Below are 16,090 nucleotides of genomic sequence, written 5' to 3' on the forward strand. Positions count from 1 at the left end.
CGTGCGTTCTATGGAACCTGCCCCTGCTGCGGATCACTGACCCGGTCTTTACGAAATTCTCGTAAATTCAACAGTCTGAATTTACCGCAATCAAGCCTGCAGACGCAAATAGTTTCCGAATTGAACAGATATTTGCCGAATGTGAACAAGTTCATTTGCGCAACCTCACATTAGCCCCTACTGTTCGCTTTAGGACGATATCGGGAGGAGTCTTTTGCCTGCCACATTAGGCACTGTGTTATTGATGCTCTGCTTATTGCAGATCAAACATATGTTTGCAGATTTTTACCTCCAGACGCCCAAGATGCTGTCAGGCCGGGGTGAGTATTTTCACTGGGGACGCGCGCAACATGCTGCTGTGCATGTTGTTGGTTCGGTATTGGTTTTTTTGGTTTTCGGCGCTCCGCTGCCGTTTATCCTGATCATTGCCGCGCTAGAGTGGATAGTTCATTTCAACATCGATTTTGCCAAAGCCAGCTATTCCGACAAAAAACAGCTTATGCCGACTCAGGCAGCCTTTTGGCGGGCAGCCGGGCTGGATCAGTGCATGCATAATCTGACCTATGTGGCAATGGTCTGGGCCTGGGCGACATTCGCGGCCTGAACCAGAAATACCACAGCAATTCAGAGCTGAGAGGCCGATGGATAGAGCGATAGCCACCGTTGGTCCAAGGCATCAATCTTCTGCGGGTCGAACTCGGTCTCAACCTCCCAGTACCGTCCAGACTCCACGAAATATCCAAGATCCGACTCCGACCGTATGATCTCAGCCATCCCCGATGTAGAAGGCATCTCGACCGAAGACAAATCTTCGCTGTCGACCGAGGGGTAAACCAGTCGGCTTGGCCCTTCGGACAATCGCACTGTGCGACAGCCCTGCGCCGCAGCAAACAATCCTAGTCGCGCCGACTTCGCCTCGAGCAGTCGCAAGGTCACATCGGGTCGCAACGGATCTGCGGCTCCGTTGCCGTAGAAATGTGTCCGACCCTGTCCGGAATATATCATATCGCAACCGCAATAAGCCAGAACCGAGGGCTGTAATGCAGACAAAGCCCAGTATCCGGCGGTAAAGGCCATCGTTCCCCCGGCATAGACAAATCCACCGAAACCGTTCTGTATCGGAACGTATTCATTTGCAGTGACTATACGCTGAATGTCACTGACAGATGTGGGCATGTTCTTGGTCGGGAAATCCTCGGGGTGGATCAGAAAATCCCAGTCTGCGCGGACCCGCCAGGCATTGTTGATAGCGACGATATGCGTGAACGGCGTACGCGCCCAGTCCCGCGCACGCAGCGCGGTGGGGGCGCTGCCGAGGATCAGAACCTTGTTCTTCGATTTGGTCATTATGCGTCCGGGCTCAACTCGATCCCGTGAATGCTAGTGCATCAGGACGTGTCGGCTAGCCCAAAACGGAAAAACTGCTTTCTTTGTTGATCGGGCGCTTGCGGGAATAGAAACCGACGTCGATTGTGCGTCCAATATAGGGCAGTTCAAATTGTAGCGGCGCACTGTCATGATCCGCCCCGTCTTCGCAATACCCGATCAGCGCCGTCATCATCTTGCCTGCAATCGGCGCGTTCTTGTACTGATTTCCACTGGATCCGCAGGCCATATAAAAACCGGGAAGGCTGGATTTGTCATAGATCGGAATCCAATCCGTAGACGCATCATACAGGTCGACCACACCGCGGGTCTTGGAAGGGATGCCAAGGCTGGGCACTCTCTGGGCATAGCGCATCGCTTGTGTCGTCCACTGGTCGGTAAAGTCACGATTATAGGTTACGTCATCTTCGCACCATTGATGTGGGTCGCACTCGGGGTCTTCCGAGCCCACCAGGATGTGGTTGCCATGCTCTGGCCGGCAATAGCAGGCGATATCGCTGTCCGACACGATTGTCCCGTCATTTTCAAAGTCAAACCCCTCGGGCGCAGGGACGTGAACGACCTCTTGGCGCAAGGGGCGGGTCTGAATGGTCATGTCATCCAGAACATCGGCCATCCCGTTGATGATGGCCGAACCCGGCCCGGCTACGTTAACCACAACTTTCGCATGAATGTCTTCTCCCGATGCCAACCTGACACCAGAAACTCGCCCGCCATCAGTCAAAATCTCGACCACTTCGGCCCCGGTTCGCACCTCGGCCCCGTGCTGTTTGGCGGCGTCCATCAGGTTCTGTGCGGATAGGGCCGGATCGGTGACATACCCGGCTTGAGGCCAGTAAACGCCGCCTTGCATCTTGCGTCCGTTGGGCTGCCCAAACTCGGGATCATCCATGCGACGAGCGGGGGCAAAACTGTCCTGCGAATAGACCGGCAGCCGGTCGGAGACCTGTTCGGGGGACCATTCCTCGAACGGGCAATTCAGCGCGGAACTGTTCTTCATGTGTTTTTCCAGCAACCCGTTCGCCTCGGTCTTCATGACCAGACAGCCGGTTTCGCGGAATTGGGCCAGATCGGCGCCTTGCGGCAGGCCAAGATACTCGGCCCAGTCGCGCCAATAATGATAGCCTTCCCAGGCGAATGCCGTGCCGTCAAAGGTGGAATAATGCATCCGGATGATCGCGCAGGACCCGGCGGTTGAGCCATGGCCAACCTGAGCGTTCCGGTCCAGAGATACGGTTTTCCACCCGGCCTTGGCCATTTCGAACGCGATGGCCGCCCCGATCACGCCTGTTCCGATGATGATTGCATCTGGTTGACTCATGATGGCTCTCCTTTCCAGTGATGGCGCGAATAGGCGCTGAATTCTTCCACTTCCTCTGGCCTCGGCTCGACCCCGGTGAAGACATATAGATAATGCGGCACCATTGATATCCGCGTGGACATCGGTTCATTCAGCTGCGCCAGATCGTATCCTATCTGCATGTAATACAGCACGCGCGCGCGGGTTTCCGCCTCGACCTCGGAATAGCCAAAGCGGGCAAACATGGCGTGCAGCGCTAGCAACCGTCGCGCGTCAGACTGGTCCAGCGCGCGCCGCACCTTGCCCGATTTGCGCGCCCAGTCGCGCACCGCGAAATCCAGCGCGGTGTCAAACAGGTCGGTATTGACGACACAGCGATGCACATTGCACACCGCACCGGTTATCGTCTTTGCCGGAGCTTCAGCCTGCGCGACCAATGCCGCGGTATTGGTGGCCTGCCACCGTGCCAGAAGAGCATCCAGCAGTTCCTGGCGCGATTTGAAGTACCAATAGAAGGACGACCGAGACACGGCCATCCGTTCCGCCAGATTCATCACCTTGATCTGATCGACCCCGTCCGAGATTAGCACATCCAACGCCACGTTCAGCCAGTCGTCGCGCGTGACCTTGATATTGCCGATCAGCGGTTCAGCTTCCGGGTCGTCCCGGTGCAGGATGGGTTTCGTATTCATTTAACTCTCCGGCGGCGCGCCGCCCTCTTCGGTACGTTTGGCAATAAAGTCTTTCAGCGCGCCAATCTGGTCGCTGTTTTGCTCAGGTGGCTGAAAATTGGCCAAGATTTCCTTCCATACACCGGTCGCACGACTGTTTGCGTCCAACGATCCACGCTCGGCCCAGGTGCCGAAATTGGCATAATCATGGACATGTGGCTCGTAGAATTCTGTATTGTAGCGTTCCATCGTCTGGCTGGATGCAAAGAAATGTCCGCTGGGCTCAACCTCGCTTAGCGCAGTGTCGAACCCAATTTCAGCCTCGCCAGCCTGCACCCCGGCGCACAGCTCGGCCACCATGTTCAACACTTCGGCGTCGCAGACCAGTTTTTCAAAGGACACGGTCAATCCGCCCTCTAGCCATCCCGCCGAGTGAATGATCACCGTCGCCCCAGCCATCAGGCACCCCCATAGGCCAAACTGGTTTTCATTTGCCGCCTGCACATCATTGATGTTCGAAGCCGAGCCCGCAGCCGAGCGCCACGGCAGGCCCAGATGCCGCGCCAACTGCCCGGCCGCCAGTGAGGCCTGAAAATGCGAGGGCGTTCCAAAGGCCGGAGCACCGGATTTCATATCCACATTGCTGGTGAAAGTGCCATAGCACACAGGCGCACCGGGACGCGCCAATTGCGTCAGAGTCAGTGCGGCCAACGCCTCGGCATGGGACAGGGTGATGGCCCCCGCCACCGTGATCGGTGCCATCGCCCCCATCAGCGTAAAGGGCGTGATGATTGACATCTGCCCGTGGCGCGCAAAGTCGATCAGCCCCTGCGCCATCGGTATGTCCAGCGTGCGCGGGCTGTTCGTGTTGATGATCGTATAGCTGTACGGGTGGGTCCTAAATTCGTCATCCGACAGGCCTCGCGCGGTCGTCAGCATCTCAAAGCAATCCATCACCTGCGGTGTCCCGCGCGAGAAGAAGAATGGGAACTTGTCTGTCAGCTCCATCTGCGCCTGCGTGGTGAAATAGTGCCGCAGAGGGGTCGGCACATCCTGCGGTTCAACCTGAGGCGAGATCATCTGGAACACGTCGAAATGATGGGTGAGCTTCAGAAATTCCAGATAGTCCTGCCCGGTCGCCGGGCGACGTCCGCGTTCCAGATCAGTGGCATTCGGCGCCCCTGCCCCCGGTTGGAACACAAGGCTGCCCAGTTCCAATGTGAAATCCCTCTGCCGAGCACCGGCCCGGCAGGCAATGGATTTCGGCGCCGAGGCCACCGCAGCCTCGACCATATCGCGACCGATATAGACCATCTCGCTATCGGCATCTACGCGCGCGCCGGCTTTGGCAAAGATATTCCGCGCCTCGGGCAGCAGAACTTTCACACCCAGCTCTTGCAAGATGCGCAGCGCGGTTTCGTGCATGTCGGCGATCTGGTCTGCGGGAAAGACCTCCATCAGTGGAAAAGGATTTTTCAGCTGGCGATAGTTGATATCCCGACCGGGCGGCGGCGCGGCATCCACGCCGCGCCGTCTGCGCCTGCGTCCCTGATCGCTGGCCGACACGCTCAACCCCGCATCGCTTTGCCCTGTGGATCATAGGGCGACGGCGCGATGACCCGCGCAGGTCGTTCGACCCCAACCACATGGACAGACAGTTCAGTGCCTGGTGCGGCCTTGTCACGATTGACCAGCGCCATCGTCAGGGACTTGCCGGTGTAGTGGCCATAGCCGCCCGAGGTGACAAAACCCACGTGCTCTGCCCCTGACCAGACAGGTTCGTATCCGCTGGCATCTGCGTCCAGAGCATCGACCTCAAGCGTCACCTGAACCTGCGCAGGACCATTGCCATCGCGTTCGGCCAAGGCGGCCTCTTTACCGACGAAATCCTTGTCCCAATCGATCCAGCGATCCATACCCGTCATGCCCGGCGTGTAAAGCTGAGTGAATTCAGCCGACCAGATGCCAAAGCTTTTCTCAAGCCGCGTGGACAGCATCGCGTTGAACCCACATTCACGAATGCCCTCATCAGCCCCGGCCTCAAGCAACATCCGACGCAGCTTGATGTGATCGCCATAGCGGCAGTTGATCTCATAGCCTTTTTCACCTGTGACTGACATGCGCGCAACGCGAGCCCTGACAAGACCGATATCAAAATCACTACAGCCCATGAATCTCAGGCCGGAGATGTCTTGCTCGGCCAGTTTTTCGATTACCTCCTGCGATTTTGGCCCGACCAGACCGAACCCGCAATACTCCTCGCCCAGATCGCGAACCTCGACTCCGTCGATCATATGATCGTCGAACCAGCGCATATGCCAGGCGCGCAGGTAATAGCTGCCCATGATCCACCAGGTGCCATCGCCCCAATTCAGAACGGTCAGATCCCCTTTTAGCCGCCCATTCTCACCTAGCATTGGTGCCAACTTGGCCCGTCCCGGCGCGGGCAGTTTCGAAGCCATCACGCGATCCAGCCACAGCTCGGCATTTGGCCCGGTGACCTCGAACCTGGAAAAGCCTGAGATATCCATGAGGCCAACCCCCTCACGGATCACCTTGCATTCCTCGGCCACGATGTCATGCGCGTTGGATCGTTTCAGCGTCGGTGTTTCTTCAAACCCTTTCGGCGCAAAGTACAGCGGCACCTCGAGGTCCCAACTAACGCCCCATTTGCACCCGGCCTCGGTCATCGCGTCATGAGCTGGGGCCATCTTCAGCGGGCGACCGGCAGGCAGCTGTTCGTTCGGATAAGTCATCACGAAACGGCGGGAATAGAATTGCCCGGTGGTTTCACGAATATAGCGTCTGTTCTGGGCAAAATCGCCATAGCGGGCAATGTCCATCGGCCATGCATCGGCCTCGGGCTCGCCATGGATCATCCACTCAGCCAGCGTTTTGCCAACGCCGCCGCCCTGCAGGAACCCGGCCATCACGGCGCAGGCTGTCCAATAGCCGCGCTTGCCGGGCACCGGCCCGACCAGAGGGTTGCCGTCGGGCGAGAATGTAAACGCCCCGTTGACCCAGGTCTTGATGCCGACATTCTGGATCGACGGATAGCGTTCAAAGCCCAGCGTCAGTTCATTCTCAATCCGGTCAAGCTGCTCCTGAAACAGTTCCTCGCCATAATTCCACGGCGCGCCGTCCATGGCCCAATGTTCATGGTCGACCTCATAGATACCGACCAGAACGCCCTTTTGGTCTTGCCGCATATAGGTGAACCCCTCGAGGTCCACGGTCATTGGCATCTCAAAATCCGCCGCCGCCACTTCGGGCACTGTATCCGTGATCAGATAGTGATGTTTCAGCGGCGACACTGGCAGCTCAACCCCCGCCATGCGCCCGACCTGCTTGGCCCAAAGCCCCGCGGCATTGACCACGTGCTCGCAAGTTATTGTGCCCCTGTCCGTCACGACCTGCCAACCATCATCGGTTTGGATCAATTCCTCGACCTTGGTCTCCTCGTAATACTCGGCACCGCGTTTCTTGGCGGCGGTTGCATAGGCCTGAACCGTACCGGTCGTGTCGATATAGCCCTCTCGATCGGCCCACATCGCGCCCAACACGCCGTCGGTCGACATGATTGGGCAGCGCTTTTGCGCCTCTTGTGGGGTCAGCAACTCGCAATCATCGATGCCGATGGACTGGAAGATACGATAGTTGGCCTGCAGCCACTCCCACCGCTCGGGCGTTCCAGCCAAAGTCAGACCACCAGTCATGTGCAGGCCGATATTCTGCCCGGATTCCTTTTCGATCTCGCTGAGAAGGTCGATTGTATAGGCCTGCAGCGATGCCATGTTCGGATCCGCGTTCAGCGCGTGAATACCGCCCGCCGCGTGCCAGGACGATCCCGACGCCAATCGCCGCCGTTCCAGCATGACCACATCTGACCAGCCGAATTTGGCCAAGTGATACAGAACCGAGGCGCCCACAACGCCGCCACCGATGACCACAACGCGATACTGAGATTTCATTATGCTCTCCCCTGCATGACTCGAGGGAGACGCTAGTGATACTGTTCACACCTGTCTAGACATTTCTGTACAGTGCAAGTGAGCAAGTTCAGACAGCTCAATTTCAACGCATTAAAGCTGTGCGCTTGGACGCGATGCGATCTTGTCGAACCAAGACAGCGTCGCGGTATTTTCCTGTGGAATCCGCATCTTGATCACGCGGGCAAAGTCAACGAACACAAAGGTCGAGATATCGGCCAGCGTGAACTCAGCCCCCGCAACAAACGCGCTATCCTTCAGCCGCGTTTCAAGCAAATCGAAAAACCGGCCCACCCGAGCCGTGCCGCGCTGAGCCAGTTCGGGAATCTGGGCATAGTTCGCAGGGCCTGGAATCGCCCGATCCTTGAACGCTGGATGGGTGTTGCGCAGAGCCTCGGCAATAGGCACTCCACCCTGCTGCTCGACAATGCTGTTCCACATCAGGACCAGCCCCTTTTCATCTGGCGTACGTCCCATCAAAGGTGGTTCGGGAAAGCGCGCCTCAAGATAGGCGGCAATGCCCAGGTTTTCGGTCAGCGTTGCACCCTCATCCGTCACCAGAACAGGGATCGTCGCATTGGGGTTTACCGCAAGGAAAGCGCCATCCAACTGTTCCGCCTTTGCTATCGAGATATTGCGCGTTTCAATCTCCAGCCCTTTTTCTGCGATGAACATGCGCGCGCGGCGCGGGTTTGGAGCGGTCGTGCAATCATAGAAAAGCATTTGGTATCCTTCTCGCGCTTAGCGGCGGTAGATAAAGCAACGTCCGTCCACCGCATGTTCAGGCAGCGGGATTTCGGTCAGGTTTTCGAAATACATCCGGTCGCTGGACACCATCAGCCCACCTTCTGCCAACAACGGTTCTATCAGGGGGGAAACCAACCGCGCGAAAGCATCGTTCTTGTCCCTGTTATGGCCGCCAAGATCCGCATGGATCAAACTGGCCGTCGCCCCAAACCGTTCCAGCGCCGCAGGCAGAGTCTCACGCACATCCCCCAGAATCACCAGATCCTCGGGCGGGGTAGAGTCCGGATGGGAGGCCACGGCGCGCTCGAACACATAGACCGGACGGTTTTGAATGTACTGAACCATGTGATGATAAGTACGACCATTCCCTAATCCCAGCTCGAACACCGGACCGGACATGGTGCTTGTCTGTGCAATGGCATGGTCCAGGCAGGCACGCTGCGACACCATACGGTCGATGAACAGGTCAAGACGGCTTTGGGGATCGGGCACTGGGAAATCTCTCCTTGATATTTGACGACACATAACCTGTGACCGACATCGCATGTGATGACAAATCCTCAAGGCATTGTGTAGGCAAATCGGCCTCAGTTTCACGTTTTCGCGACATTTCACCCTAAGAACGGGTTTGACTATACAGGCACAACCGCGCGAAACTGCGACAAAAAACACAGGGAGTTGATCAAGCCTATGCCGAGCTACGGCCTAACGGGTGGAATACCCGCATGACTGCGTTGTTGTCTGTCCGGGACCTCAGCATCGGATTTGGTGCCGGAGAGTCTGTGGTTCAAGGCGTCAACTTCGACGTCGAAGCGGGACAGACACTTGCGCTTGTGGGTGAATCAGGGTCGGGGAAAACGATCTCATGCCGGGCTGCTTTACGCATTCTTCCCCGAGCAGCCCAAATTCGAAGCGGTACGATTACTCTGAATGATTCTAAAGGCATGGAGGAACTGACCCAGATCAGCGAACGTCAGATGCGCGGCATTCGTGGCAATCGGATCTCGATGATCTTTCAAGAGCCGATGCGCTCGCTCTCTCCCCTGCACAAAATTGGCAATCAGGTCAGCGAAGTTCTTTGGCTGCATCGCAATGCCTCCGAGGCACAGGCCCGCAAAACGGTTCTGGAACAGTTCGAACGCGTGGGTTTTCCAGACCCTCAGCGCGCCTATGATTCTTACCCGTTCGAGCTGTCCGGCGGGATGCGCCAACGCGCCATGATCGCTATGGCCATGGTTTCCAAACCGGAATTACTGATCGCGGACGAGCCGACGACAGCATTGGACGTTACGACACAGGCCCAGGTGCTGGGGCTGATCAAAGAGCTTCAGCGTGAAACGGGAATGGCACTGATCCTTGTGACCCATGATTTGGGGGTCGTCGCCAATATGGCCGAACAGGTCGTGGTCATGCACAAAGGCCGCGTGATGGAGGCTGGAGCTGCGGCACCGATCCTGACCAGCCCTGCTCACCCCTATACCCAACAGTTGTTCAACGCCGCGCCCGAGATTCCGGATCAGGATGCGGTTGGCATCCCGATGCCCGACGAAGATCTGATCCTTCAGATGAAGGCCGTGTCGAAAACCTATACGATGCGATCCAGCAAGGGCTGGCAGGGCGAACGCCTGATCCATGCCTGCCGCGGAGTCGATCTGAACCTCGCGCGGGGCAAGACGCTGGCGATCGTCGGCGAAAGCGGCTCGGGCAAAACTACGGCCGCCCGCATCGCACTAGGGGCTGAGCCGCCTGATCCGGGCGGAGAGGTTCTGTTTCGAACCTCCCCCGATGAAGAAGCGATCACCGTTCACAAGATGACGCGGACCCAGCGCACCGCGTTTCAGCGCAAGGCGCAGATGGTGTTTCAGGATCCCTACAGCTCTCTCAGTCCTCGCATGCGCATTCAGGATGCGATGACCGAACCGTTGGAGATTCACCGTATCGGATCGACCGCCGAGCAGCGCGAAAAAGCGGCCGAGATGCTGACACGTGTTGGCCTGAACGCCGATATGCTGAAACGCTATCCCCATGCTTTTTCCGGCGGCCAAAGACAGCGCCTGTCGATTGCCCGCGCAATGATGCTCGACCCTCAGCTTATTGTCTGTGACGAACCCACTTCGGCTCTGGACGTGTCGGTTCAGGAACAAATCCTGACATTGCTGGAACATTTGCAGGACAGCCTGAATTTGTCGTATTTCTTCATCTCGCACGACCTTGCGGTTGTTGCACGCATTGCCGACGAAGTTGCTGTGATGCGTCGTGGGCTTGTCGTGGAACAGGCCCCGCCCGAGACACTGTTTTACAACCCTCGTCACCCTTACACCAAAGCACTGATTGCTGCGCAGCCAGAGCCCGACATCAACCGCCCCATCGACCTGAATTTGGTTGCTTTGGGTGCTGGTTCACCTGACAGTTGGGATGACGCCTTCCGATTTACCGACTCCGTGGTACCTTCATTGGTAGAGATGGAGCCCGGCCATAAGGTACGATGCCATGTTTAAGACCACTCGCCCGCTGTTACTGGCCGTTGCGCTGGCCGCAACATGGGCCCTGCCCGCCACGGCAGACATGCCCGAGTTGCAAGAAAGTACTTTCTGGGAAACCGAAGTGAATGCGGGGAACCTTCCGCCCATACAGGACCGAATTCCCGCCGAACCCCTGATTGTGGATCTTGCTGCAAAAGGCAGGGAATTCGGCAAACAGGGCGGCACTTTGCGCACAATGATTACTCGGTCCAAAGACATCCGGCAGATGGTGGTTTACGGATATGCCCGCCTTGTTGGGTTCGACCAGACCTATCAGGTCGTTCCAGACCTGCTTGAATCCTTCCAGAACGACGACAACCGCAAATACACCCTCAACCTGCGTGAAGGTCACAAATGGTCGAATGGCTCTCCGTTCACTTCCGAGGACTTCCGATACTGGTGGGAGGATGTGGCAAATAATGAACTGCTCAGCCCGTCGGGACCACCGGATTTTCTGATCGTCGAAGGCAAGACTCCGACCGTGACCTTCCCCGATGAAACGACCGTTGTGTTTGAATGGGAAGATCCCAACCCCGGCTTCCTGCAGGCTCTGGCACAAGCGCGCCCGCCTTTCATCTACCGCCCTTCCGAGTTCCTGAAACAGTACCACGAGAAATACGCTGACGCAGAAAAGCTTGCCTTTCAGGTTGAAGATGCCCGCGTCAAAAGCTGGGCAGCTTTACACAACAAACTCGACAACCTTTACAAGTTTGACAACCACGAGTTGCCAACTTTGCAGCCCTGGTTGAATGCAAGTTCGGGCAAAAAGATCCGTCACAACTTTGTTCGCAATCCCTATTTTCATCGCATCGACAGCCATGGGGTGCAGCTTCCCTATATCGACGTGGTCGAGATGGAGATCGTGGCCGGGGGTCTGGTTGCTGCAAAAACCAATGCTGGCGAATCCGATCTACAAGGGCGCGGACTGGCGTTCCGCGACGCTTCGATCTTGAAAAAGGGCGAGGCTGGTGGAGACTACAAAACCTTGCTGTGGAAAACCGGGGTTGCCTCACAGATCGCGATTTACCCCAATCTGAACTACGAAGACGAAGCATGGCGTGCCGTTTTGCGTGACGCGCGTGTTCGTCGCGCGCTGTCTCTGGCAATCGACCGCAAAACGATAAATCAGGCGCTGTATTTCAAACTGGCCCATCCCGCCGCGATGTCGGTCTTGCCCGCTTCGCCCTTCTTCAACGAAGAAAACGCAAAGGCATGGGCACAGTACGACATCGAATTGGCGAATGCGCTGCTTGACGAGGCCGGCCTGACCGAGCGCGACAAAGACGGCACGCGACTGTTGCCCGATGGCCGCCCGATGGAGCTGGTCATCGAAACCGCAGGTGAGCGGCAAGAGGTCGAAAACGCCTTGCAAATCGTCACGGACACATGGCGCGACATTGGCGTCGATCTTATTATGCGCCCATTGGACAGGGACATTCTGCGCAACCGAGTGTTTGCCGGCAGCACAATGGCGTCCGTCTGGTTCGGCTGGGATGACGGCATCCCGCAACACCACACCTCACCAGCTTATCTTGCCCCTACCGATCAGGTGTTTTTGGCCTGGCCAAAATGGGGGCAGTACTATCAGACTGGAGGCGATGTTGGCGAGAAACCCGATATGCCCGAGGCCGAGCGCCTGATGGAACTGGCCCATAACTGGGAGGTCGCCTCGACTGATGAGGAACGCAAGGCCGCATGGGATGAGATGCTGAAAATCCACGCTGACCAACTTTATGCCATTGGCATTCTGAACGGTGCGCCTCAGCCTATCGTCGTATCGAACCGCCTGCGCAACGTCCCCGAGCAGGCCATGTGGGCCTGGGAACCCGGCGCACATTTCGGCATTCACCGGCCGGACGAATTCTTTTTCGCCGACTGATCAGGAGCAGCCACATGGTCATGCTGCGCTATGCAGTCTATCGCTTTTTCACGATGCTGCTGACCCTTCTTGTGGTGTCGGTTCTGGTATTCGTGATTATCAACCTGCCCCCGGGCGACTATCTCAGCAATCAGATCGCTGAACTGCAGGCGTCCGGACAATCAGCGGGTGTGGCCAAGGCAGAATTCCTGCGCGCGGAATATGCGCTGGATCGCCCCATGTGGGAACAATATCTGATCTGGATCGGTTTCTGGCCTGGCCCGCATGGGTTCGATGGGCTGGTGCAAGGCAACTACGGCTGGTCCTTTGAATTTGACCGCCCTGTCGCAGAAATCGTGGGCGACACGCTGTGGCTGACCGTCGTGGTCAATCTGGCCGCCATCCTGTTCGTATATGCAGTGGCCCTGCCCCTGGGTGTACTTGCAGCCGCGAAGTCGCGGACCTGGATCGACTATACCTCGGCCTTTGTGGGCTATTTGGGTCTGGCAACGCCGAACTTTCTACTGGCACTGATCCTGTTCTACTATGGGCACCGCTATTTCAACCTGCCAATCGGAGGCCTGATGGACCCGTCCTTTGAAGGGCTGCCGATGAGTTGGGAAAAGCTGAAATCCATCCTCGTCCATTTGATCGTACCGACCTTTGTGATCGGCACATCTGGCGCCTCGGCGATGATGCAGCGACTACGGGCGAATATGCTGGATGAGCTGGGCAAACCCTATGTGGAAACCGCAATCGCCAAAGGCATGGCCCCGTCGCGGATGCTGACCAAATACCCGCTGCGCGTGGCCTTCAACCCCTTTGTCGCGGATATCGGAAACCTGCTGCCTTCGATGGTGTCCGGTTCGGTTCTGGTATCGGTTGTTCTGGGCCTTCAGACAATCGGCCCGACATTGCTGACCGCGCTGAAAACCCAGGACCAGTTCCTGTCCGCCTTCATCCTAATGTTTGTGGCTTTGCTGACACTGATCGGTACGATGATCTCTGACATTCTGCTGGTCATGCTGGACCCGCGCATCCGATATGAGGGGCGTGAAGCATGACCCAACATCCTGATGGTCGCTATGTCGACGACGCACCATTCGATCCCGATGCCGCCCTGCAACAACTTGAGCGCGCCGATTTGGATGCTCCGAACTGGATTCTGGTCTGGCGCAAATTCCGAACCCACAAGCTGGGCCTGATTTCCGGCGTCTTCCTGTTGCTGTGCTATCTCATGCTGCCCTTTGCGGGTTTCATCGCGCCTTATGGCCCGAATGAACGTAATGACGAGCACCTCTATGCCCCGCCGCAAAGCATCAACTGGTTCCATGAGGGCGAATTCATCGGCCCCTATGTCTATTCGATGGTGGCCGAGGCGGATCTGGAGACCTTCCAGTGGAAGTTTGTCGCCGACACCGACACCCCGCGGCCAATCAAGTTTTTCTGCGAAGGGGCCGAGTACAAGCTGGCGGGTCTGATCAAGTCGGACACGCATCTGTTCTGCGCACCTGAAGACGCGACTTTGTTCCTATGGGGGTCGGATCGGCTGGGCCGTGATGTATTCAGCCGTATCCTCTTTGGCGCCCAGCTGTCATTGACGGTGGGTCTGATCGGGATTTCGGTGTCCTTCTTTCTTGGTATCCTGTTCGGCTCGATTGCGGGATATTTTGGCGGCAGAATCGACTGGGTGATTAACCGTATAATCGAAATTCTGCGCTCACTACCTGAATTGCCCCTTTGGCTCGCGCTATCAGCGGCGGTCCCCTCGAATTGGAGCCCGGTCGCGGTATTCTTCATCATCTCAATTATCCTGGGGATTCTCGACTGGCCTGGCCTTGCGCGATCTGTTCGTGCCAAATTCCTATCGCTGCGCGAAGAAGAATACGTACGTGCAGCCGAAATGATGGGAGCAAGCTCGGGCCGGGTGATCCGCAAGCACCTGCTACCCAACTTCATGTCGCATCTGATCGCATCGGCAACCCTGTCGATCCCGGCAATGATCCTGGGCGAAACGGCGCTCAGCTTCCTTGGGCTTGGGCTGCGCGCCCCGGCCGTCAGCTGGGGTGTGATGCTGAACGATGCGCAGAACCTTGCGTCGATCGAGATCTACCCCTGGACGGCCATCCCGATGCTGCCGATCATTGTCATCGTGCTGGCATTCAACTTTCTGGGTGACGGGCTTCGTGACAGCCTGGATCCATATCAGCAATGACGCTGTTATCCGTGCTGCCATCACCCGAAGGGTATCGGACAACCGGCACCGGAGCGCGACCCAGCGTGTATGCAGTCTCCGAACTGGCGACCGCCAGCTTTGCGGCTGTTGGTCAGGAACTGGCACGCCTGATGGGCGCGCTGAACCTGACCCAAAGCCCGCCCGAGATTTTGGTCGATCACCGGTTGGCGTCTCTCTGGTACGGATATTCTTTCAAACCCGATGGCTGGGAAATGCCCAACCTCTGGGACAGTATCGCCGGTGATTACCTTGCCAATGACGGTTGGATCAGATTGCACACGAACCTGCCTCAGCACCGTGCGGCCGCCCTGAAAGTCCTGAAGGTCAAAGGAGATCGGGACGCGGTTACAAAGGCTGTTGCAACTTTGTCGGCGGCCAGTCTTGAAAACGCTATCGTGGCTAAGGGTGGTGTCGCAGCCGCCATGCGCAGCCGCGGGGAATGGCAGGATCATCCACAGGGGCGCGCGGTTTCACGAGATCCGCTGATCGGGTGGCACAAACCCCGACAGATTACGCTTCGCAATCGGCCACAGGCAACGGCCAAGCGCCCGCTGGCAGGTCTGCGCGTGCTTGATCTGACCCGCGTTCTGGCCGGTCCGGTTTCAACTAGAACTCTGGCGGGGTTCGGGGCAGAGGTTCTGCGCATTGATCCTCCGGACTGGGACGAGCCGGGTGTGATCCCGGATATTTCTCTGGGTAAGCGCTGTGCCTATCTGGACCTGAAATCCCCCGCAGGGATCGAGTTGCTACACGGCTTGCTGACCCAGGCGGATGTCTTCGTTCACGGCTATCGCCCTGGCGCACTGGACGCGCTGGGCCTCACCCAAGCCAAACGGGACGAGCTTGCCCCGAACAGAGTAGAAGTCACACTGAATGCCTATGGCTGGCAAGGCCCATGGTCTTCGCGGCGCGGATTTGACAGCCTCGTACAGATGAGCAGCGGGATTGCCGATGCAGGTCGGGTATGGGCCGGTGCAGACAAGCCGACACCCCTGCCGGTGCAGGCGCTGGACCACGCGACTGGATATCTGATGGCTGCCGCCGTCCTGTCAGCATTGTCCGAAGCCGCGAAGGGTGCGCCGATCATGCAGGCCCGATTGTCGCTGGCACGCACGGCTGACCTGCTGACCATTCTAGGCAAGTTCGACACCAAGACAGAAATTGGCGCTTCGGTTCCTGCGGATTTCACGACCAAGACCGAAACCTCTGGATGGGGACCTGGTCACAGGTTGAAGCCCGCGCTCTCGGTTGGTCCGGCCCAGATGTCGTGGGACCTGCCCGCAAGCAAGCTGGGCACGTCGAGCGCCACCTGGTCATAGCCCTACGCCCTCGCCGGCAGCCGCGCGGTCCGGCCCAACGCTTTGGAAGGGGTCTCGTCAGA

At 57.7% G+C, this 16,090-nt stretch carries 13 protein-coding genes; 6 read left to right on the forward strand and 7 right to left on the reverse strand.

All coding sequences use genetic code 11. The annotated features are described in order from the left end of the window. Nucleotides 1–244: 244 nt before the first annotated feature. Nucleotides 245–604 carry a DUF3307 domain-containing protein gene (locus tag AC2FIC_RS19670; RefSeq protein ID WP_496692932.1) on the forward strand — a complete coding sequence of 120 codons (360 nt, stop codon included), beginning with the start codon at nucleotides 245–247 and terminating at the stop codon, nucleotides 602–604. Nucleotides 605–624: 20 nt separating this feature from the next. Here the strand turns inward: AC2FIC_RS19670 and AC2FIC_RS19675 are convergent, their stop codons facing one another. The 7 genes from AC2FIC_RS19675 to AC2FIC_RS19705 form a co-directional block, all read right to left on the reverse strand. Next, nucleotides 625–1,347: a hypothetical protein gene (locus AC2FIC_RS19675; protein ID WP_496692931.1), complete on the reverse strand. Its 723-nt coding sequence runs from the start codon at nucleotides 1,345–1,347 to the stop codon at nucleotides 625–627. Between the two features lie 55 nt (nucleotides 1,348–1,402). Beyond that, complete coding sequence (locus tag AC2FIC_RS19680) at nucleotides 1,403–2,707, reverse strand: NAD(P)/FAD-dependent oxidoreductase (RefSeq protein WP_496692930.1); 1,305 nt, start codon at nucleotides 2,705–2,707, stop codon at nucleotides 1,403–1,405. Then, a complete protein-coding gene (locus AC2FIC_RS19685) occupies nucleotides 2,704–3,378 on the reverse strand; it encodes a TetR/AcrR family transcriptional regulator (protein WP_271951552.1) in 675 nt (224 codons plus the stop codon). The genes AC2FIC_RS19680 and AC2FIC_RS19685 overlap by 4 nt, the downstream gene beginning before the upstream one ends. Beyond that, the gene (locus AC2FIC_RS19690; RefSeq protein WP_496692929.1) at nucleotides 3,379–4,923 is read right to left on the reverse strand and encodes a trimethylamine methyltransferase family protein; all 1,545 of its coding nucleotides are present in this window, start codon (nucleotides 4,921–4,923) and stop codon (nucleotides 3,379–3,381) included. Nucleotides 4,924–4,925: 2 nt separating this feature from the next. After that, a complete protein-coding gene (locus AC2FIC_RS19695; RefSeq protein WP_496692928.1) occupies nucleotides 4,926–7,328 on the reverse strand; it encodes a GcvT family protein in 2,403 nt (800 codons plus the stop codon). Nucleotides 7,329–7,439: 111 nt separating this feature from the next. After that, on the reverse strand, nucleotides 7,440–8,069 hold the full coding sequence (locus AC2FIC_RS19700) for a glutathione S-transferase (RefSeq protein WP_142639383.1): 630 nt from the start codon (nucleotides 8,067–8,069) through the stop codon (nucleotides 7,440–7,442). Nucleotides 8,070–8,087: 18 nt separating this feature from the next. After that, the gene (locus AC2FIC_RS19705; protein ID WP_142639381.1) at nucleotides 8,088–8,618 is read right to left on the reverse strand and encodes a class I SAM-dependent methyltransferase; all 531 of its coding nucleotides are present in this window, start codon (nucleotides 8,616–8,618) and stop codon (nucleotides 8,088–8,090) included. Nucleotides 8,619–8,818: 200 nt separating this feature from the next. On the opposite strand from AC2FIC_RS19705, the gene AC2FIC_RS19710 reads away from it, so the two are divergent. From AC2FIC_RS19710 to AC2FIC_RS19730, 5 genes are read left to right on the forward strand one after another with little or no spacing between them, the layout of a single operon-like run. Further along, on the forward strand, nucleotides 8,819–10,591 hold the full coding sequence (locus tag AC2FIC_RS19710; protein WP_496690375.1) for an ABC transporter ATP-binding protein: 1,773 nt from the start codon (nucleotides 8,819–8,821) through the stop codon (nucleotides 10,589–10,591). Further along, nucleotides 10,584–12,494: an ABC transporter substrate-binding protein gene (locus AC2FIC_RS19715; RefSeq protein ID WP_281973447.1), complete on the forward strand. Its 1,911-nt coding sequence runs from the start codon at nucleotides 10,584–10,586 to the stop codon at nucleotides 12,492–12,494. Before AC2FIC_RS19710 ends, AC2FIC_RS19715 begins: the two co-directional genes overlap by 8 nt. A gap of 14 nt (nucleotides 12,495–12,508) precedes the next feature. After that, on the forward strand, nucleotides 12,509–13,537 hold the full coding sequence (locus AC2FIC_RS19720) for an ABC transporter permease (RefSeq protein WP_271951540.1): 1,029 nt from the start codon (nucleotides 12,509–12,511) through the stop codon (nucleotides 13,535–13,537). Beyond that, a complete protein-coding gene (locus tag AC2FIC_RS19725) occupies nucleotides 13,534–14,688 on the forward strand; it encodes an ABC transporter permease (RefSeq protein WP_142639373.1) in 1,155 nt (384 codons plus the stop codon). The genes AC2FIC_RS19720 and AC2FIC_RS19725 overlap by 4 nt, the downstream gene beginning before the upstream one ends. Next, complete coding sequence (locus AC2FIC_RS19730) at nucleotides 14,685–16,028, forward strand: CoA transferase (protein WP_496709920.1); 1,344 nt, start codon at nucleotides 14,685–14,687, stop codon at nucleotides 16,026–16,028. The genes AC2FIC_RS19725 and AC2FIC_RS19730 overlap by 4 nt, the downstream gene beginning before the upstream one ends. Nucleotides 16,029–16,090: the final 62 nt, after the last annotated feature.

The organism is Ruegeria sp. CDSC079 (genome assembly GCF_059610505.1).